An 18,349-nucleotide genomic window follows, 5' to 3' on the forward strand; every position below is an offset into this window, starting at 1 on the left:
AAACGGTTGTCTTATTCAGAGAGCGCCACGGCTTCAATTTCGAGCGCCGCGCCGTAATGGAGTTGTGCTACGCCAGCCACCGCACGGGAAGGGCGATGTTCGCCGATCCACGCCGCATAGAGGCTGTTAAACAACGGCCAGAGATTGATGTCCGTGATGTACACCCGCACGGAGACAAGATGTTGTTTCGTCACCCCCGCGCAGGCCAGGCAAGACTCAATATTCTGCAGCACCAGCTGCGCCTGTTCTTCGAAGGGCGCTTCGCAGCGAGGCGTGCCGGCCGCAGCCACGGGAAGCTGGCCGGAAATAAACACCAAACCGCCTGCGGTGGCGGTATGGGAATAGTGCCCCACGGGGGCAGGAACCTGTTCGATATTGCGCAGCGTAATGTCCGGGGCCATGAATCCTCTCAAGCTCAGCTCATAGTTAGACAAACAATCTATATCTGGACTAAATGTTGATCAAGTGATTTTCAACATGGCAAGCCGCAAGGGAGAGTGTGGTGAACTGGAAGGACGGAGAAAGTGCGGATCGCAGCCGTTAGAGCGGAAAATGGCAATATGTTACTATAATAAAACGGGGTCTTAAGGGGTTAGGGATTATAACTATATGAGATTTTATGGCATCGATTATCTACAAACGCAGTCTAATATTAATGATTATTTAAAATACATCATTATATTTAGCGCTTTATTTACTCTGATCGTTTTTTTTAGTCTGTACATGCGTCATCGCTTACAAACTAAATATCGAGACTTAACAATCATCGTATTTTTATTTTTACTCTTTATTTCTGGTGTTCAGTATGCAGATTATACCGACAGTCAAAATATACATTCTCAATCATCACAAATGGTGAGCTTTGTTAAGTTGTTATCAAAAGAAAAAGAAGTAGATATGGATTCTATATTTTCAAATTCAGTACAACTCTCGGATGGCATTATCGTTAAAATCAATGATCTTTATTATCGCGTCAATTTAAGTCCGGATCAAAAAACATATAGTTTAGTTGAGGTGTCGTTAGTAAACCCAGGCATAGAAATCATAAAAAACTGAGGAGCAGAAATGATAATTTACACGCCGATCATGATAAAATTGGGCCTGGGGATACTGTGTCTGATTATTCAAATAAATCTCATGGGGAAGGGCAACCTGGCGCCTTCATCCGCAATGGACCAGGTTCAGAACTATGTGCTCGGGGGGATTATCGGTGGCGTAATTTATAATGAATCGATAACAGTGCTACAGTTTGTTTTGGTGTTAATTATATGGACCTTCCTCGTCTTTGTCCTTAAATTTTTAAAAGAGAACAATCGACTGATCAAAAGAATTATTGATGGCAAGCCTATCACCCTGGTGCATAATGGCAGTGTTAATGTTAAGGAGTGTTTACGCAATGGTGTTTCTGCAAATGATTTGATGTTCAAGTTAAGGGCGAATGGCATTTATGAAATAGAACAATTGAAACGCGTCGTTCTTGAGCAAAATGGACAATTAACCATTATACAAAGTGGTGATGAGAATATACGTTACCCAATTATAGTTGATGGTTTAGCTAACCATGATTTGCTCGAAATCCTTAACAAGGACAACGACTGGTTAGAAAATGAAGTTATCAAGCAAGGCTTCAATAAAATCAGCGAAGTATATTTAGGCGAGTACCTCTCGGGCAGAATTAATTTATACGGATATGAAAGATAAAATCTAAAACTAAGTGCTTGACCTATTAGGGTATAGATAAAAAACGCATGCACTTAATCCCTTGTATGTCCGTTTCCAGGGGAGCCTCGCGGTCTCCCCCCAGATTTGTGCCTTAACCAGGGGCATTCTCGTCGAGGAAATGCTGGACAGCGGTAAACACCTGCCAGCGGTTTTTCTCCATAAAGACCGAATGTGTCCCTTCACCAATTTCAACCCAACGGCGATAGGGAGCCTGGGTTAGCTGCGAAAATAGCGTTTTTGACAACTCAAGCGGGCAGTCTCTGTCCCAGTCGGCATGAACGATAAGCACCGGAACACGGATCTGCGCGGCATCATACAGCGCACGACCTGCCGACCAGATTTCGCGGCTATCCTGCACCGTGCCATTAGGGGCTTTGATGGCCGCATCTTCGGTGGGTCCAAACGTCGCATCCGCCCAGGCGTCAAACCAGGCTTGCGGCAGCACACTTTCCCGCTCACTTTCAGGTACACCATTCAGCCAGCGGGCTTTGGCCGAACTGCGTTTGACCACCCGATAGGCGCCAAGCTCTCCGCCGGTATCCGAAGCGCTGGGGGTATCGCGGATCCACTGCGGAGCAAGCAGCACCAGCTTATTCACTGCGCCAGTGTGCGCGGTAGTGTAGGTTGCCATCAGCGCCGCTCCCCAGGACCAGCCAATCAGATTGATCGCTGCATGCCCCGTCTGCCGTCGAATAAAGTCCACTGCCGAAGCCACATCGCTAACGGCCACCGGCGTTCGTACCACGGGCGCATTTTGCTCCGGCGGCTCGGCCATTTCTGCAGGTTTTGATGACTGGCCGTAGCCACGTACATCCACCAGCCAGACGTCGTAACCCGCGTGAGCCAGGTTATCCATCCACGAACTGCCGTCCAGGGCTAAATCAAACGAGGTCGACGCCGGGTAGGTCGATCCGGCGACAAACAGTACCGTGCGGTCACCAGGGATCGCGGTGAAATCGCCACGTTTCTTGTTACGGACATATAGCTCAATGCCTGGCGTTGTAGTGGGAATATAAAAGTCGTTACGTAGAATTTCATGTGTCATTTCACGTCCTCCGGGTGAATAAAATGCCAGTCAAAGTTGTCCCCACTGCGCGTGACGCGCCCGGCTGAGGTGCTGGCAAAATGGGCGGTAAAAAGGGTGCTCTGATGCTCGGCAGCATGTTCAAGAAGCCAGCGGCGCGACTCACGAGCCTGCTGCTGATCAGCGCAAAACCGACTGTTCCAGGCCGGCCGATAAACCTGTAGCGGCTGGTGCATGATGTCGCCGCAGAAAAGTCCGCCCCGCTGGCGATGCCCGTTATTCAGTAATTCAAAAGTGATGTGCCCAGGGCTGTGCCCCGGTGTCGGGTGAATAAGAAGCGCATCGGCAATGGCCGTGGTGCCTTCCACAATAAGGGCCTGGTTGCGCTCAAGAATTGGCCTGACGCTGTCGTTGAAGACGTTGGCGTTGAAACCCTCATCATCCTGATGCGTCAGCCAGTAATCGTATTCTTTGCGAGAAAACACGTAGCGGGCGTTGGGGAATGTCGGTTCCCAGCGGCCATCAATGAGCTGCGTATTCCAGCCACAGTGATCGGCGTGCAGATGAGTGCACATCACGTAATCCACGCTCTCTGGCGTCACGCCAGCCTCCGACAGCCGGTTCAGAAACGGCAAATCAAGCTGGTGGAAGCGGGGCAGTGAAGGGCGCTCTTTGTGGTTGCCTGCACAGGTATCAATCAGAATAGTGTGATGCCGGGTGCGCACCACCCAGCTATGAATGCTGGCGATAAAACGCCGGGAGACCACATCGAAGCACTCGGGCACCATCAGCCCACGATGCTCCTCCAATAAAGCCGGATCCCAATCAGGGTAAAGAAAATCAGGGGTAAACCCTGGTCCGCGTTGTTCAACCACGCGGGTAACGGAAATATCATGGAGCTGGAATTTCAACACGGCAGGTTATCTCATCAGGTTTAAACTTGCGGTTGATGCTAATGAGATAAGTCAGTACCGTGAAATCGATAATCAGGATGCCAGGTATAAGCTACATGAATCTCTCCGGTCACAATCTTGCATTGCTTGCCTCATTGAATACTCTGCTGGAGGAGTGCAACGTCACCCGCGCGGCGGAAAAGTTGAATATCAGCCAACCTGCACTGTCTGCTCAACTGGCGAGGCTACGGGATCTGTTTGAGGATCAGCTCCTGATCCCCGCACAGTCGGGCAGAGGAATGGTACGGACGCCGTTGGGGGCGCATTTGCGTGAACCTTTGCGCCGGGCGCTGCAAACGCTTGAAGAAGTGGTGGCGCAGCAGCCGGAATTCGATCCCGCCCGCGCGCACCGCACGTTTACCCTGGGGGCAAACGACAATGCCGCCGCGATTATTGCCCCTCGCTTGATTAAACTTACCCGCGACGCCGGCTGGCATCATATTCGCTTTGCGTTTATTGCCCCGCAGCCGAACCGGCTTCAGAGCCAATTGGAAACGGGTGAAATCGATATTGCTTTAACCTCACGGGATGCCGTGCCGGGTGCGCAGCAACTGCCGCTGGTCGATGAGGCGTTCCAACTGGCGCAGAGAAAAGGCCATCCGAGAGGAAATGTGCCGCTGACGCTGGAAAGTTATGCCAGTCTTGAGCACATTTTAGTGTCCGGCCAGGGAGGCGGGTTTCGGGGATTTATTGACGATTTGCTGGCTGACCAGGGCCTGGCACGCCGGGTGGGCGTTTCCGTGCAGTTTTACAGTCTGGTGCCGCTGATTTTGCAGAACAGCGACCTGGTCTGCACGCTACCGGCCCGTTTTCTGTCTCGCTATCACGAAGTGCTTGATGCATTCCCGTTGCCGTTTGACGTTCGCCATTTCAGCCTGTATGCCACCTGGAACCGCCGGTTTGACGATGATGCAGCCCACCGCTGGCTTAGAGCGCAGCTTCAGGCCAGCGTGGCGGCATAAAAAACCCCACCGCACGGGTGGGGTAAGACAGCTTATTTCCCGGACCAGGTACGCAGCGCATTTTCACGCGCTTCGGCCTGCTGGGCGGTATTGAGCTTGTAATAGTTTGGCGCTAAAGCGCCTTCCCAGTCGCCGTACATTGGGTTCGGCAGCACAATAAACTGGGTGCCGAACTTGTTGCGGTTGTCGCTGGCGAACTGCTGACGCTGGGACTGATCCTTGTGGTAAGTCGCTTTGCCGAAGTCGTTCAGGTTGTCGCCGATGTACATTATCACGTCATAGCCTTCGGCTTTGATCGCATCAAAACGGGCCTGCTTGTTGGAGCTGTCGGTTTTCAGGCGCACGGTTTTATCGCTCACGCCGGTGAAGCCCAGGGCTTTCATGTTGGCAACGGTGGCGTCGAAGTCTTTGCTGTCGCGGTTGGACACATAGAACATCGTGCCGCCATGGCTGTTCACGTAGTTAGCAAAATCCACCGCGCCCGGGACGGCCAGCGCCTGGCGAGCCTGAGTCCACTGGGACCAGGTTTTGTCGTCAAACGCTTTGTTGTTTTTCGCCTGCCACGCGCTGTAGGCGCTGTTGTCGAGCATGGTTTCATCCAGATCCACAATCACGGCACGCTTAGCGTTGCCCTGTTTAGCGGATTGATCCCACGCGGCACGAGCACTGTTGAATGACTGGTACGCCAGCGCACGGTATTCGCCGGATTGCTGGAACCAGTCCACCGCCATCACCGTCTGGCTGGCCAGCTTCTGATCCGCCGCCTGTTGCTGATTAGCGCACCCTGTCAGGCTGACCAGCACCAGCGCTACCGCGCCACCCAATAAACTTTTCTTCATCTTTTTATCCTTACCCTTGCTTTTATCATTAACGCCATTGATACCTGCCAGCCCCGGCACTGAACAATGCGGGGACTTTCTTTAACAAAATCAGCAGGTATTATTAAAAACTGTTTTACCGAATATTAAAGCTACGTTATCAATAGCTTTTTAATGGATCGACACTGGATACTCAATATGACAAAAATATTTCGACGCAATTTTTTTCCCCTGATGGTGATGGCGGCCTTACCCGGTATCAGCTTCGCGGCCCACGCCGCAGGCTGTGAGGAGACCCGGGCGGGCATCGATATGGGCTCCGGCACCACCAAGCTGGTGGTCGCCAAAGTGGACACCTGCAAGCAGCGCATCAACAAAGTGCTGTTCGAGGATCAGCGCCCGATTGCTTTTAACGAAGATTTATCCAAATCCGCCGACAATACGCTTAGCCCGGCCATTCAACAGCAGGGGCAGGCGGCACTGCGTGAGCTAACTGCAGAGGCTGCCCGCTATCATCCTGTCCGCTTTAACGGCGTGGCAACCGCTGTTTTCCGCAGCGCGTCTAACGCCCAGCAGACGATCGATGCCTTTAACCGGGCTGCGCCGGTGAATCTAAAAATCATTACTCAGGAACAAGAAGCCGAGCTGGGCTTCCTGTCCGCCAAAGCCTCGATGCCCGTGCCGCTGGCAGACGACCAGATGGTGGTCTGGGACATTGGCGGCGGGTCGATGCAAATGACGACATGGCTGCAAAAACACGACAAATGGCAGCCGGAGATTTACCAGGGCAAACTGGCCTCCGTCACGCTGAAGAGCTACATCATCGACGTGGTGAAAAACAAAGATTTGCATGAGGTTAGCTCGCCAAATCCGATTGGTTCCCTGCGCGACGGCGTGCTGCGGTTTGTTCGCTTCTATGCCACTACTCACGTCAGCCCGGAGATGAAACAGGCGCTGGCTAAGCGTACGGTCGTGGGCATCGGCGGAGTGCATGACTTCTCCGTCAGCAAGCAGCTCAATGAAAAGGTCTACACCCTCGCCGATCTGCAAAAAGCTTCCGCCAGCCAGGTGTGGAAAGGAGATTCCGAGCTGCGTGGTGATTACCGGGCCACGGACGTCAGCAACCTGCTGCTGGTTCAGGGCTATATGGAAGCGCTGAAAATTCCTCAGGTAACCGTGGTGAAGGCCAACCTCGTCCAGGGCGTGCTGATTCAGTAACGTCTTATGCTTCAGGCGGCGGCGATTTTCGTGCCGCCGCATGTGGTACTAACCGCGTTTTCGCAGTCCGATCAGATGAATGATGAGTCCGAGAAGGCTAAGCCCACCGCCCAGCAGCGATGCCAGTTCCCAGCCCCCCAGCCGCCACATCAGACTCGCGGCCCAGGATCCCAGCGCGCCGCCGATAAACATGCCGCTCATAAAAACTGTATTAATACGGCTGCGAGCTTCCGGCCTCAGGGCGTAAATCACATGCTGGTTAGAGATCAGCGCCGACTGCTCGCCCAGATCCATCAGGATGATGCCAATCACCAGCCCGGTGAGAGAGGTCCACAGCCCCAGCACCGCAAAAGAGATAACCATGACCAGCGCCCCAAGTCCGATCACGGCATACGGCCCGCGGCGGTCGGCAATCCGTCCGGCAAGCGGCGCAATCAGGATGCCTACGGCGCCTACAATGCCCATCATACCGGCGATGTCAGCGCCAAGATGAAAAGCGGCGTGCAGCTGTAATGCCAGAATGGTCCACAGGCCGATGAACGAGCCAAACAGCGCTGCCTGTATTAAGGTCGCCCGGCGCAGCAGCGGTTCTTCGCGCCACAGAGAAACCAGCGAGCGCATCAGGGTCATGTAGATCTGTTTATTGCCCGACGTGTGATGCGGCAGGGTAAAGAACAGCATCAGCCAGCCGAAGGCTGTGGCCACGCAGCCTAACCAGAAAGTCGCCCGCCATCCCCAGTGATCGCCGCTGAAACCGCCCACGGCTCGCCCAAGCAATATGCCGCACAGCACGCCACTCATTACCGTGCCTACGACCTGCCCACGGCGTTCAGGTTTAGCCAGCTCGGCGGCAAACGGCACAATTTGTTGGGCAACGGAACCCGTCACACCCACCGCAGCAGAGGCAATAACAATCGTGACTACATTGGGCGCTAAGGCGAGGCACGCCAGCGCGACCGCCAGCCCGGCGGACTGGCAAAGGATCAGCGTGCGGCGGTTAATCTTGTCACCCAGCGGCACAAGCAAAAACAAACCAAAGGCAAACCCAAGCTGCGTTGCCGTCGGCGCAAGGCTGACCAGCGCGAGCTGCCCCGGAAACGCCTGCTGAAGCAGTTCCAGCAGCGGCTGGTTGTAGTAGACATTGGCGACAAACACCCCGCAGGCCACCGCCATGATCAGCAGCAGAGTGGAGGTTAAAGGCGAATTTTTCTCCGCCTCGGGCGGGCGGTTCAGGGTGACGCTCAGCGGATTATCCGACATGATTTTTCTCTCTGGAGAGGACGAGCCCTGATGCTGAACGATTGTTCGCCCGCAATCTTTGCCCTAGAATTTCAGACTTCTGAAATCACCTGAAAAGCGACCAAGCCTATGCCTGCCGACGAGACGCAACCCCGCTCAGAAAGAGATGACGATATGGTGGTCTTTGGCCGTTATCAGCTGTTTCCCGATTTGGGGCTGCTGCTAAGGGACGGCGTTCAGCTGGAGCCGGGAGAGCGGGCGATGGCGGTGCTCCGGCTGCTGGTCAGTGAAGCGGGGCAGGTAGTGACCAAAGAGACGCTGCTGGCTACCGTCTGGCCGAAAGAGATCGTCGAAGAGAATAACCTGCAGGCGCAAATCTCCGCCTTACGCAAAATTTTTGGTCCCGACCGCAATCTCATCACCACGGTGTTTGGCCGGGGTTACTGCTTTACCGCCACGGTGAATAAACTGCAGGCGGCCACGTCATCGCTGCCCGTAGCTGCCCCTTCAGCGGTTTTACCTCGTCCCCGTTCGCCGCTGATAGGGCGCGAAAGGGAGCTGGGCGAAATCAGAAAACGGCTGATCGAGCATACTATTTGTACGCTGGCTGGCCCGGCGGGCATCGGCAAAACCCGACTGCTGCTGGAAGTGGCGCGCGAGTCGGCCAGCCTTTATCCCGATGGTGTATTTTTTGCTGATTTGTCCAGCCTGAATGCCGGGGCAGATCCGGCACCTGTGCTGCGTGCTGCGCTGGCCGGTATTCGTGGGGCGGGGCAGTTACAGTCTCGCCCCGCGCTGCTGGTAATTGATAACTGTGAGCATCTGTCGGTTGCCTGTGCACGGGAAATAGAGCACCAGCTACAGAGAAACGAATTACTGAGCATTTTGCTGACCAGCCAGTCTCCGCTGGGGCTTGAAGGAGAGCAGGTATACCGCGTCGGGCCGCTAACTTTGCCCCCAGCGCTACTGGCCGCCAGCGAGGCGCAAAGTTTTAGCGCGGTTGAGTTTCTGGTACAGCGTATTCAGGCAGTGGATTACACGTTCCGCCTGAGCGAAGAGAACACCGGGCCGATCCTGGGGCTCTGTCGGTTGCTGGATGCCGTACCGCTGGCGTTGGAAATTGTGGCGGCTCGCGTTGCCAGCCTGGGTCCTGATGCCGTGCTGGCCGACCTGAGCGGGCGGGAAACATTACCCGAAACGCCAGGACTTACGACTTCCCGACACAGAACGCTCACCGAGGCGCTGGACTGGAGTTACCAATTGCTTACGGCTGAGGAACAGCGAGTGTTTCATGCCCTGGCGGTGTTTCCCGGTGAATTTGACCTTGCCGCCGCGAAAGGATTGTTAAACCAGGGAGATCTCAGCGACGTTGTGGCCAGCATGGTGGCGAAATCCCTGCTGGTTTTGCAGGCGGGCACGCGCCCGGCCAGGTATCGCTATCTCAACATTGTGCGCACGTACGCTCGCCAGATGCTGGCCGAAAACAGCGCCCAACTCTTTCTTCGTCATGCGCAACTTGTGGCCGACAGCATGGTGCAGGCAAGAGTTGCCTGGGCCGAAGAGTCCAGTCCGCAGTGGCGCCGTCAGTATGGTTATTTAATTGACGATCTTCGGGCAGCGGCAGACTGGTGTTTTGGCGTGGGTCAAAATGCCCCGCTGGGACGAAGTATTCTCGCTAACGCCACGCCGTTCTGGATCCAGCTTTCGCTGCACGGCGAGTGCCGCCAGCGGATTACCGCCGCAATTAACGATTCGCACAATGGTCAGGCCACGCCGCGCGAAGAGATGCTGATGCAGGCGGCCTTAGGCTCGGCGCTGGGCTGGGCGCAGGGACCCATCGAAGAAAATGGCCAGGCCTGGCGGCGAACCGGGGAGCTTGCCAGCGCTCTTGGCGACGTGGAAATGCAGTTACAGGCCGAGTACGGGCTGTGGCTGTATCACCTGCGCAGTGGCCGTTACGCCGAAGCCGCAGAGAACGGCAAAAAAATGGCTGAACTGGCGACACAAAGCGGGGATTACGGCGCGCTATTAACCGCCCGTCGCCTTGTGGGCACCGCGCTGCATTTTTCCGGCGAGCAGCAGGCCGCGCTCAGCGAAATTCAGGCTTTGCTGGATCGCACAGTGGATGATGACAGCCAGAGGGCGCCTTTCCGCTTTGGGTTGGATCAGCGCGTGGCGGGCTGGGCTTTCCTGGTGCGGGCGCTGTGGGTGACCGGCGATATAGCCAAAGCCAGAAGAGCGGCGCAGCTGGCGGTGGAAGAAGCCCGGGCGCTGGATCACGCCTGTTCGCTGTGTGCCGCCCTCGCGGAAGGCACCTGCACGCTGGCGGCCTTAACCGGAGATATCGCTGGAGTGCTGCAGGTAGCTGCGCAGATTGAGGCCATCGCCCTGGAACACGGCCTGGGCTTCTGGCGGCTTTATGCGGCCGCATTTACCTTCTGGGGCAGGCTTCGCCAGCAGCCTGAAACGGTACTTCCCCAGCAGATCCTCGCCATGCTTGCCAGGCTGCAGGCCAATGGTTTTGATCCTGCTTATTCACTTTTTCTCTCTGATTTCGCCGCAGCGCTGGCGCAAAAAGGCCAGCCAGAGATAGCCGAGGTGCTGATCGCGGAGCGGCTGTCCGCGCTGGACGTCAACCAGTCGCTGTGGAACCTGCCCGAGCTGATGCGGGTTCAGGCGCACATTCGCTATGGCGGCCAACCAGAATATGGCCTGGAACTCAGCATGGCGCTGCAGTCTGCGCTGCTGCTGGCGAAAACCCAGACGGCCAAAGGCTGGATGCAACGCATAGAAACCGATCTGCATCAGCTTTGATCTTCCGGTGACATGCAAAGCGGCAGAAAAGCCGCTTGCTTGTTGCCTTCGCTGACATTAATCTCAAAATAAGATTTAAATAAAAATAATATTCATATTTAGAGATTTAATCGGTGAGGATCATGACAATGCATTTCAGGCCAGAAATTCGTGCGCTGCTGCTGGCGCTTGCGGGTGCGGTGGTGCTGGCGATAGGTATGGGCTACGGGCGCTTTTCCTATACCGGCATTCTGCCCGTGATGCTGAAAGAAGGGCTGCTGTCGCTGCATCAGGGTAACCTCGCCGCATCGGCTAACTACGCAGGTTATCTCATTGGTGCCTTACTGCTGGCGAAAGCTAAGCCTGCCGACGCGCGGCGGTTAAACATGGCCTCCGTCGGGTTAACCATTGGTTGCCTGCTTCTGTTGGCATGGACGAAATCGCCGTGGGCGGTGGTGGCGGTTCGGGGTTTTGCCGGGCTATTGAGCGCGGTGTCGCTGATTGCGGCTTCACTGTGGCTACTGCAGCACATGAAACACCATACCGGGGCGCCGGTGCTTTATGCCGGGGTTGGGCTGGGGATCTTTTTATCTGCGGAATTTATCGCGCTGGGTAAAGCTTATGGCTATACCAGCCAGCAAATCTGGCTGCTGTGTGGGCTGACTGCGCTGCTATTGTTTGCGCTGGTGTTCAAATTGCTGCTTAGCCCACCGAATTATCTCATCGACTACCAAACGCAGGCGTCCAGTCAGGCTCCGTCGGAAGCAGGGGGAGCTAAAGCGGCGTGGAAACTCCTGGTTATCTACGGCCTGGCCGGGTTCGGGTATATCATTACGGCCACCTATTTACCGCTTTTTCTTTCCGGGTCACTTAGTACGCTGGATCCGGTGCAGCTTTGGGCTCTCTTTGGCCTGGCCGCGATACCGTCCTGTTTTATCTGGCATCAAATCGTCTCAAAGTATGGCTATCGCCGCGCTTTTGCCGCCAATCTACTGGTTCAGGCCGCGGGCGTCGTACTTCCGGCCTTTAGCCACTCACTGCTTTTTTGCCTGTTAAGTGCGGTACTGGTGGGCTTTACGTTCACCGGCACGGTGACGATAGCCTTACCGGAAGCCAGGAGGCTGGCGCATTTGGTGCGATTTAATATGATCGCGGCGATGACCGCTATTTATGGCATCGGGCAGATTATTGGGCCGCTGGTTGCCGGGGAACTTTACGGTATAACGGGCAGTTTTAACGGGTCATTAGCCGCCGCCACCGGCGCATTGCTGCTGGCCGGTGGGCTGGTGCTGATGGGACGTTCAAAGGTTGCTGGCTGAGGCCAGAATCTGCTTCATCGCCTCAAGTGCAGTGGAACGATAGCCCTTGCGCCAGACAAGCTGTGTCAGAGCTTCAGCCACAAACTGTTGCTGTGTTCCCTCCGGCAGAGTCAGCGTCGCCGCGACGCTTTCCGGCAGCACGCCGCTGCATCGTCCGGCGGCAACGGAAGCGATCATCGAGTGATAAGAGCTGACGTCCTGCACCTCCACAAGGGTTTGTGCGTTGAGCAAAGCCTCACCCCGCGCCCGGTAAGAACACCCTCGAGGAAAAGCGGCAAGGCGAGGATTATTGCCGCTGGCGGTTTCAGGTACGAGCAACACCAGGCGTTCAGTGAACACATCCATGGACTCAAGATCTTCCGGACACTGAATGTGCCCCCCGGCATCCGGCAACAGGCTCACCAGGGCACAGTCCAGCGAAGCGTGGCGAACCTGCTCCAGAAGTTGCTGCGTGGGCTGGGTGGTTAGGGCCAGTGCGACATCAGGGTACCGGCGATGGAACTGCTGGAACACCGGCATCAGGCGGCTGACGGCTGTAGCTTCCATTGAACCCATATTCAGTGCACCCGCGGGTTTCCCCGGATGCAGCGCCTGCCGGGCTTCTTCCGCCAGGCTAAGTATTTTTTTTGTGTAGGAAAGAAAACTTTCGCCCTCCGGCGACAGGATCATTTTCTTGCTGTCACGCACGAACAAAGCGACGCCAAGATCTTCTTCCAGCTGCTGAATGCGGGTAGTGATGTTCGACTGTACGCGGCCAAGCCTTTGGGCGGCTTTCGTCACGCTTTGTTCTTCAGCGACGATTTTAAACATCTGCAGTGTGGTGTGGTTCATATTTTTCATTCTCAATATGACAATGATCTTGATCTTAACATCTTCAAATAAGATGTTAAGCCTTCAATCTCTCATTTCCTGAGGTGCCTTCATGTTTCGTAGCCTTACCCAACTGCTCGCGATAGACCATCCCATCATACAGGCGCCTATGGCGGGCGTCTCGACCCCGGAACTGGCGGCGGCGGTTAGCAATGCCGGTGGACTTGGTTCGCTGGGTGTGGGCGCAAGCAGCGTCGGGCAGGCCAGGGCCGCGATTCTGAAAACGCAGGCGCTAACCTCACGCCCGTTCAATGTGAATCTCTTTTGCCATCAGCCGGCAAAACGAGATGAGGCGCTGGAGCGAGCATGGATTGACAGTCTGCACCCGCTGTTTGCTAAATTTGGCGGCACGCCGCCAGAAGTGCTCAGTGAAATTTACCAAAGTTTTATCGGCCATGAAGCGATGCTGGAGATGCTGCTGGAAACGACTCCGGCAGCGGTCAGCTTCCATTTTGGCGTGCCTGAGCGCGACGTTGTTCAGTCTTTTAGCAACAAAGGCATTGTGACACTTGCCACCGCCACCCGGCCCGAAGAGGCTTCGCTGATTGAGGCCAGCGGCGTGGATGTGATAGTGGCTCAGGGCTTTGAAGCCGGCGGACATCGCGGGATGTTCGACGAAAAGGCTCACGATACTCAGCTCAGCACCTTTGCGCTGGTGCAGCTGCTGAAAAAACAGGTCACGCTGCCGGTTGTTGCCGCCGGGGGGATTATGGACGGGGCCGGAATTCACGCCATGCTAAGCATCGGGGCGGATGCGGTGCAGCTGGGCACCGCGTTTCTGCTTTGCCCCGAGTCCGCCGCCGACGATGGCTACCGAAAGCGGCTTCAGTCAAGTCAGTCACACCAGACGGAGATGACCCATGCCATTTCTGGCAGAGCGGCGAGAAGCCTGGAGAACGATTACTGCCGCCACGGGCGGACGGCTGGCCAGCACGCCGTGCCGGCTTATCCTGTGGCCTACGATATTGGTAAAGCCCTTGCAAACCTCGCCAAGAAACAGGGACATCAAGGCTATAGCGCCCACTGGGCCGGGCAGGGGGTGAATCTGATCCGTGAAATGCCGGCGGCTGAACTCCTGCAAACGCTCGTGCGTGAAGCCGGGCTGTAAAACAGAGTTACTTCAACAATGCCATCAAAATAGCGGCGACGTGCTGCAGGGCAATATCCTGGCTTCGGCGTTTGTGCCAGGCCAGGTGGAGCGAGAACCCCGGTAACGTGACAGGGGCGGGGAAGGCTACCAGCCCTTCAGTAAAAGGGCTGACGCGGGAAGGCAGCAGGGCCAACATATCCGACGCCAGCAGCAACTGCGGCACCATCTGGAAATTCGGCAAGACCAGACCGACGCGGCGGCGTAATCCCAACCTCGAAAGTGCCGCATCCACTGGGGTAACGCTCTCCCCTTTGCCGGAGGTGATGATGTGCGGCGAGGCAAGCCAGCGCTCAAGACTGAACCCGGCCGCGGCTGGATGGCCTTCGCGCATCGCCACGACATAATGCTCATCCATCAATAGCTCGCTGTGGATGCCTGCAGCAGGCTGAGGAAAGACCGAGATCGCAATGTCCGTGGTGCCGTTAAGTAATGCGGCTTCGGCCTCTTCCGCTCCAGCCCAACCCTGAACGATGAGGTCAATCCCCGGGGCCGACTGCTGAAGGTTTTGCATCAGCGGCACCAGCACGAACAGCGCCGGGAAATCCGCCATGGTGATCCGCAGTTTTTGCTTAATTTGATGCAGCGGGATCACCGGCGGGTCGATAAGTTCAGTAATGTCACCCAGGACGGATTTCAGCGGGGCACGAAGGGACTGAGCAAAAGGCGTCAGCCGCATGGTGCCTCTGCCACGCTCCAGCAGTTCGTCGTGAAAAAGATCGCGACAGCGGGCAAGAGCCGCAGACGTAGCAGATTGTGACAGGCAAAGTCTGTCTGCGGCACGGGTGACATGCGCCTCGTCAAGCAGGGCGTCCAGCATCACCAGCAGGTTGAGATCAAGCATTCTTAAATTCATACGACAGATAATAGATTATCTTTATTATCTGTTGGAGTAATTTTCACGGCCTCGCCATTATCGTCTCATCAACCCAAGGAGACGCCCCGTGAGCAAAACCCTGATTTTACTTTTCCACCCGGATTTGTCCCGTTCCAGCGCCAATGCCGCGCTGGCGCAAGAAGCCGCAAAACTGGAACACGTTGAGCTGGTCGATATCCAGACGCTTTACCCTGACGGGATCGATATTTACCGCGACGGCGAGCGTGAAGCCGCCCGGTTACTTGCCGCCGACCGCATTGTGCTGCAGTTCCCGATTCACTGGTACTCCATGCCGGCCATTATGCGCCAGTGGCAGGATGCGGTGCTGACCCGGATGTTCTACCTGAATTACGAGGAGGAAGGGCAAAAGCTGGAGGGGACACCGCTGTTCGTGGCGGTCACCGCCGGTAACGTGGAAGAGGCTTATCGGCCGAGTGGCCGTAATCTTTTTACCATCGAATCTCTGCTAGCCCCCCTTAGGGCCACGGCCAACCGCTGTAGCCTTTCATGGAATACCCCGTTTGTGGTCTACACTGCCGATAAGCTTGACGCTGCGGGGCTGAAAACGCAGGCAGAAGCCTATGCGCAGGCGCTTACCCGGTGGCGGGAAAACAAACTTTGAAGTTTTTTTCTTTTTTTTAGCAATATTTCTCGCGCTGATTCGTCTACCTCATCACAAGTGATTAGCACTGACTTTGCTGAGGTAAACATAATGAGAGATTTTGATATGCACCGACATGAACACCGCCGCCGTGGATTCTGTGGTCACCGCATTGGGAAACCGATTTTGCTGTGTGTGGTGTTGTTTGTCGCGCTCGGCCTGATCGTGATGACGCTGTGGAATGCGGTGCTGCCTGGCCTGCTGGGCGTGAAAGAAATTGGCTTCTGGCAATCTTTAGGCCTGCTGGCGCTGTGCCGCATTCTGTTCGGCGGCCTGGGCTTCCGCCCGGGCATGTTTGGCAAAGCCCGTCGCCGCATGCACGAACGCTGGATGCAAATGACGCCGGAGCAGCGCGAAGAGTTTATGCAGCATCGCCGCGAGAAATTTGGCTTTGGTCACCGCGACCGCTGCGGCTGGCATTCCCGCTGGGATGATAAAATGGATCCACGTCCTCAGCCGCCGGTGCAACCAGTCCAGCCAGATGAAAACAGCGCTAAAAAACCGGACGCTGAGTGACGACGATGAAAGCCGGAATAGTGGGGGAATCTCTGCTGATGGCAGCGCTGGCCGGCTGCCGTGCCCGACTGAAAGCGTTTATTCGTGGGAGAACCGCCGGGCGTGAAGACGCCGACGATATCCTGCAGGAAGTCAGCTACCAGTTAATGAAGGTTGAACAGCCGGTGGAGAACGTCGCCGCCTGGCTGTTCCGCGCCGCCCGGAATGAAATGACCGACCGGGCGAGGAAAAAACGCGAGCTGCCATTAGCAAGCTGGTTTGGCGGTGATGACGAGGACGATTACCCGGAAGATGAGTTAGCCGAAACGCTGTTCGGTACTCCGCAAACGCCAGAGGACGAGTACCTGAAGCAGCTGCTTTGGGAGGAACTGGAGACAGCCCTGTCAGAGCTGCCTGCACCGCAGCGTGAGGTATTTATCAAAACCGAGCTGCAAGACTACAGCGTGAAGGAACTTGCGGCCGAGAGCGGCGACACCGTGCAGGCGCTGCTCTCCCGCAAACACAAAGCCGTTCTGTATCTGCGCACCCGGCTGCGCAATGTGTATGACGACCTGGCTGGTCAGTAAGACAGCCCCCGGATCTGCCCAGGGAAGGGCGATCCGGTTTTTTTTGCCCATCATTCTCCCCAACGTTCCTTGATATAATTCACGGCCTGCTGGGTCTGGGGCTGGTTGAGATAATTTTCCCGGAACAAAATGGTGCCGTTGATTTGCGGCACGGCGTCGTTCAAATCGAGCTGTTTTTTCAGCTCCGGCACGCCGCCGCTCACCGTCCAGTCAGGCTCATTCTTCGAAGGCTCCCCGACTTTATACAGCGCAATCCCAATATAAAGACGCGTGTTAGTCGGCTTCACAACGTTAGCCCACCATTTTGCCAGTACGTCGTAGCGGGCGGCACTGCGGGAGAAAGGCCAGTAGATCTGCGGGGCAATATAGTCCAGTAAGCCTTTTTGCACCCAGAGGCGCGTGTCGGCATAAGACTCGTCATAGGCTGCCGCGCCGCGCGTTTCAGACCCGGCCGGATCGTGGGAGATATTGCGCCAGACACCCGCCGGACTCACGCCAAACTCAACGCCGGGCTTAAGCTGCTTGATGGTGCGTGAGACTTGCTCGATAAGTTGCTCAGTATTGTGCCGCCGCCAGTCGGCTTTGGACGCGTACCCCTGGCCGTAGGTTCTGTAAGTCTGGCTGTCGTTGAGGGTAGAGCCTGGCGATTCGGTATAGAAGTAATCATCAAACTGCACGCCGTCGATGGCGTAGTGTGAAACAACTTCGGCGACGATACTGGTTATCCAGTCACGGACTTCCGGGATGCCAGGGTCAAGCACGAAGCGGTCGCCGGAGGTTCTTATCCAGTCGCGGTGTAACACAAACACGCTGGCTGGCTGCAGAGAAAGCGTGCGGTTCAGGGCGGCAACTGTGCCTGGCGTGATGTTGGTAGAAACCCGGTAGGGGTTAAACCAGGCGTGTACCTTCATGTCGCGTTTATGCGCCTCATCGAGCATAAACTGCAGCGGATCGTAGCCGGGTTCTTCGCCAATTTTGCCCGTCAGCATATCTGACCACGGTAAAATCTTCGAAGGCCACAGGGCAGTAGCGTCGGGTTTCACCTGGAAAAACACCGTGTTGATGCCCAATGACTTCAGCTTATCCAGCTTGTCTTTTAGCGCCTGCTGCTGCTGGCTGATGCGCACGGCGGCGCTGCTGCCGTTAACGGAAGAAACCGGCGGCCAGTCCAGGCGGGAAACCGTTGCCAGCCAGACGCCACGCATCGGCTCATGATGTTGTGAAGGGGTCGTCACATTCGGTTTTGTGCCCGGCAAGGGCGTGACGAGAGAAACCGGCGGTTTAGAAGCACAGCTCGCCAGAAACAGCGCGGCGGCAAGTACCGCACAAGGTTGTTTAACCCTGACGGCAGTAAGGAAGCGACGTGAAGTTGCGATGATGTACTCCAGATTTTGCCAGTCGGTGGACAACAAGCATTTTCATACTATTCGACATCAAGTCAATCTCTAACGCCGTTAAGTAAAGCAGATGCCGACTAACCTTGCTTACGATCAAAATCCTTATTTATCATCACAATAAAAAGAACACATTTCGTGTTTTATCCTATTACGCTTGTGCATCATGCCTTTACTGACAGCCTAATCACCCGGTTGCTACTATCCCATCAGAAATTGTTCATTTTTTATCTGCGTGCAAGCACGCCGTTATTTTATGCTGTGAGAGCA

At 55.7% G+C, this 18,349-nt stretch carries 18 protein-coding genes; 10 read left to right on the top strand and 8 right to left on the bottom strand.

The window, feature by feature from the left end; genetic code table 11:
- Positions 1–11 precede the first annotated feature (11 nt).
- The gene (locus LH86_RS15915) at positions 12–401 is read right to left on the bottom strand and encodes a RidA family protein (RefSeq protein WP_039303268.1); all 390 of its coding nucleotides are present in this window, start codon (positions 399–401) and stop codon (positions 12–14) included.
- Between the two features lie 208 nt (positions 402–609).
- Between LH86_RS15915 and LH86_RS15920 the strand changes: the two genes are divergently transcribed.
- Positions 610–1,056 (top strand): DUF3290 domain-containing protein, encoded by a 447-nt coding sequence (locus LH86_RS15920; protein ID WP_039303271.1) that lies wholly within the window; start codon positions 610–612, stop codon positions 1,054–1,056.
- Between the two features lie 9 nt (positions 1,057–1,065).
- Positions 1,066–1,701: a DUF421 domain-containing protein gene (locus LH86_RS15925; RefSeq protein ID WP_039303274.1), complete on the top strand. Its 636-nt coding sequence runs from the start codon at positions 1,066–1,068 to the stop codon at positions 1,699–1,701.
- Positions 1,702–1,813: 112 nt separating this feature from the next.
- Here LH86_RS15925 and LH86_RS15930 read toward each other — a convergent pair whose 3' ends face one another.
- A complete protein-coding gene (locus LH86_RS15930; RefSeq protein ID WP_039303277.1) occupies positions 1,814–2,767 on the bottom strand; it encodes an alpha/beta hydrolase in 954 nt (317 codons plus the stop codon).
- Entirely contained in the window at positions 2,764–3,660 is an 897-nt protein-coding gene (locus LH86_RS15935) for an MBL fold metallo-hydrolase (RefSeq protein ID WP_039303280.1), read from the bottom strand. The genes LH86_RS15930 and LH86_RS15935 overlap by 4 nt, the downstream gene beginning before the upstream one ends.
- A gap of 95 nt (positions 3,661–3,755) precedes the next feature.
- On the opposite strand from LH86_RS15935, the gene LH86_RS15940 reads away from it, so the two are divergent.
- A complete protein-coding gene (locus tag LH86_RS15940; protein WP_039303283.1) occupies positions 3,756–4,661 on the top strand; it encodes a LysR family transcriptional regulator in 906 nt (301 codons plus the stop codon).
- Positions 4,662–4,693: 32 nt separating this feature from the next.
- Here LH86_RS15940 and LH86_RS15945 read toward each other — a convergent pair whose 3' ends face one another.
- Complete coding sequence (locus tag LH86_RS15945; protein WP_039306259.1) at positions 4,694–5,500, bottom strand: 5'-nucleotidase, lipoprotein e(P4) family; 807 nt, start codon at positions 5,498–5,500, stop codon at positions 4,694–4,696.
- 213 nt (positions 5,501–5,713) lie between these two features.
- Between LH86_RS15945 and LH86_RS15950 the strand changes: the two genes are divergently transcribed.
- The gene (locus LH86_RS15950; RefSeq protein ID WP_039306261.1) at positions 5,714–6,697 is read left to right on the top strand and encodes a Ppx/GppA phosphatase family protein; all 984 of its coding nucleotides are present in this window, start codon (positions 5,714–5,716) and stop codon (positions 6,695–6,697) included.
- 48 nt (positions 6,698–6,745) lie between these two features.
- Here the strand turns inward: LH86_RS15950 and LH86_RS15955 are convergent, their stop codons facing one another.
- The gene (locus tag LH86_RS15955; protein WP_039303286.1) at positions 6,746–7,957 is read right to left on the bottom strand and encodes an MFS transporter; all 1,212 of its coding nucleotides are present in this window, start codon (positions 7,955–7,957) and stop codon (positions 6,746–6,748) included.
- Positions 7,958–8,065: 108 nt separating this feature from the next.
- Here LH86_RS15955 and LH86_RS15960 point away from each other — a divergent pair, with 108 nt between their 5' ends.
- Both LH86_RS15960 and LH86_RS15965 read left to right on the top strand, forming a co-directional pair.
- A complete protein-coding gene (locus LH86_RS15960) occupies positions 8,066–10,750 on the top strand; it encodes an ATP-binding protein (RefSeq protein ID WP_081943021.1) in 2,685 nt (894 codons plus the stop codon).
- A gap of 122 nt (positions 10,751–10,872) precedes the next feature.
- Entirely contained in the window at positions 10,873–12,048 is a 1,176-nt protein-coding gene (locus LH86_RS15965; protein WP_081943022.1) for a YbfB/YjiJ family MFS transporter, read from the top strand.
- Here LH86_RS15965 and LH86_RS15970 read toward each other — a convergent pair.
- Complete coding sequence (locus LH86_RS15970) at positions 12,031–12,879, bottom strand: LysR family transcriptional regulator (protein ID WP_039306265.1); 849 nt, start codon at positions 12,877–12,879, stop codon at positions 12,031–12,033. The two genes, LH86_RS15965 and LH86_RS15970, sit on opposite strands and share 18 nt — an antisense overlap.
- 91 nt (positions 12,880–12,970) lie before the next feature.
- On the opposite strand from LH86_RS15970, the gene LH86_RS15975 reads away from it, so the two are divergent.
- Positions 12,971–14,026 (top strand): NAD(P)H-dependent flavin oxidoreductase, encoded by a 1,056-nt coding sequence (locus LH86_RS15975; RefSeq protein WP_039303296.1) that lies wholly within the window; start codon positions 12,971–12,973, stop codon positions 14,024–14,026.
- Between the two features lie 7 nt (positions 14,027–14,033).
- Here the strand turns inward: LH86_RS15975 and LH86_RS15980 are convergent, their stop codons facing one another.
- Positions 14,034–14,909: a LysR family transcriptional regulator gene (locus LH86_RS15980; RefSeq protein ID WP_231562697.1), complete on the bottom strand. Its 876-nt coding sequence runs from the start codon at positions 14,907–14,909 to the stop codon at positions 14,034–14,036.
- Between the two features lie 100 nt (positions 14,910–15,009).
- Here LH86_RS15980 and LH86_RS15985 point away from each other — a divergent pair, with 100 nt between their 5' ends.
- The 3 genes from LH86_RS15985 to LH86_RS15995 all read left to right on the top strand — a co-directional run bounded on the left by LH86_RS15985 (position 15,010) and on the right by LH86_RS15995 (position 16,685).
- Positions 15,010–15,564, top strand: a complete 555-nt coding sequence (locus tag LH86_RS15985; protein WP_039303303.1) for an NAD(P)H-dependent oxidoreductase — start codon at positions 15,010–15,012, stop codon at positions 15,562–15,564.
- Between the two features lie 90 nt (positions 15,565–15,654).
- Entirely contained in the window at positions 15,655–16,119 is a 465-nt protein-coding gene (locus LH86_RS15990) for a hypothetical protein (RefSeq protein WP_039303305.1), read from the top strand.
- Positions 16,120–16,124: 5 nt separating this feature from the next.
- Entirely contained in the window at positions 16,125–16,685 is a 561-nt protein-coding gene (locus tag LH86_RS15995) for an RNA polymerase sigma factor (protein ID WP_039306268.1), read from the top strand.
- Positions 16,686–16,735: 50 nt separating this feature from the next.
- Here LH86_RS15995 and LH86_RS16000 read toward each other — a convergent pair whose 3' ends face one another.
- Complete coding sequence (locus LH86_RS16000; RefSeq protein WP_156107071.1) at positions 16,736–18,061, bottom strand: glycoside hydrolase family 10 protein; 1,326 nt, start codon at positions 18,059–18,061, stop codon at positions 16,736–16,738.
- Positions 18,062–18,349: the final 288 nt, after the last annotated feature.

The organism is Cedecea neteri, from assembly GCF_000758325.1.
Taxonomy (GTDB): domain Bacteria; phylum Pseudomonadota; class Gammaproteobacteria; order Enterobacterales; family Enterobacteriaceae; genus Cedecea; species Cedecea neteri_B.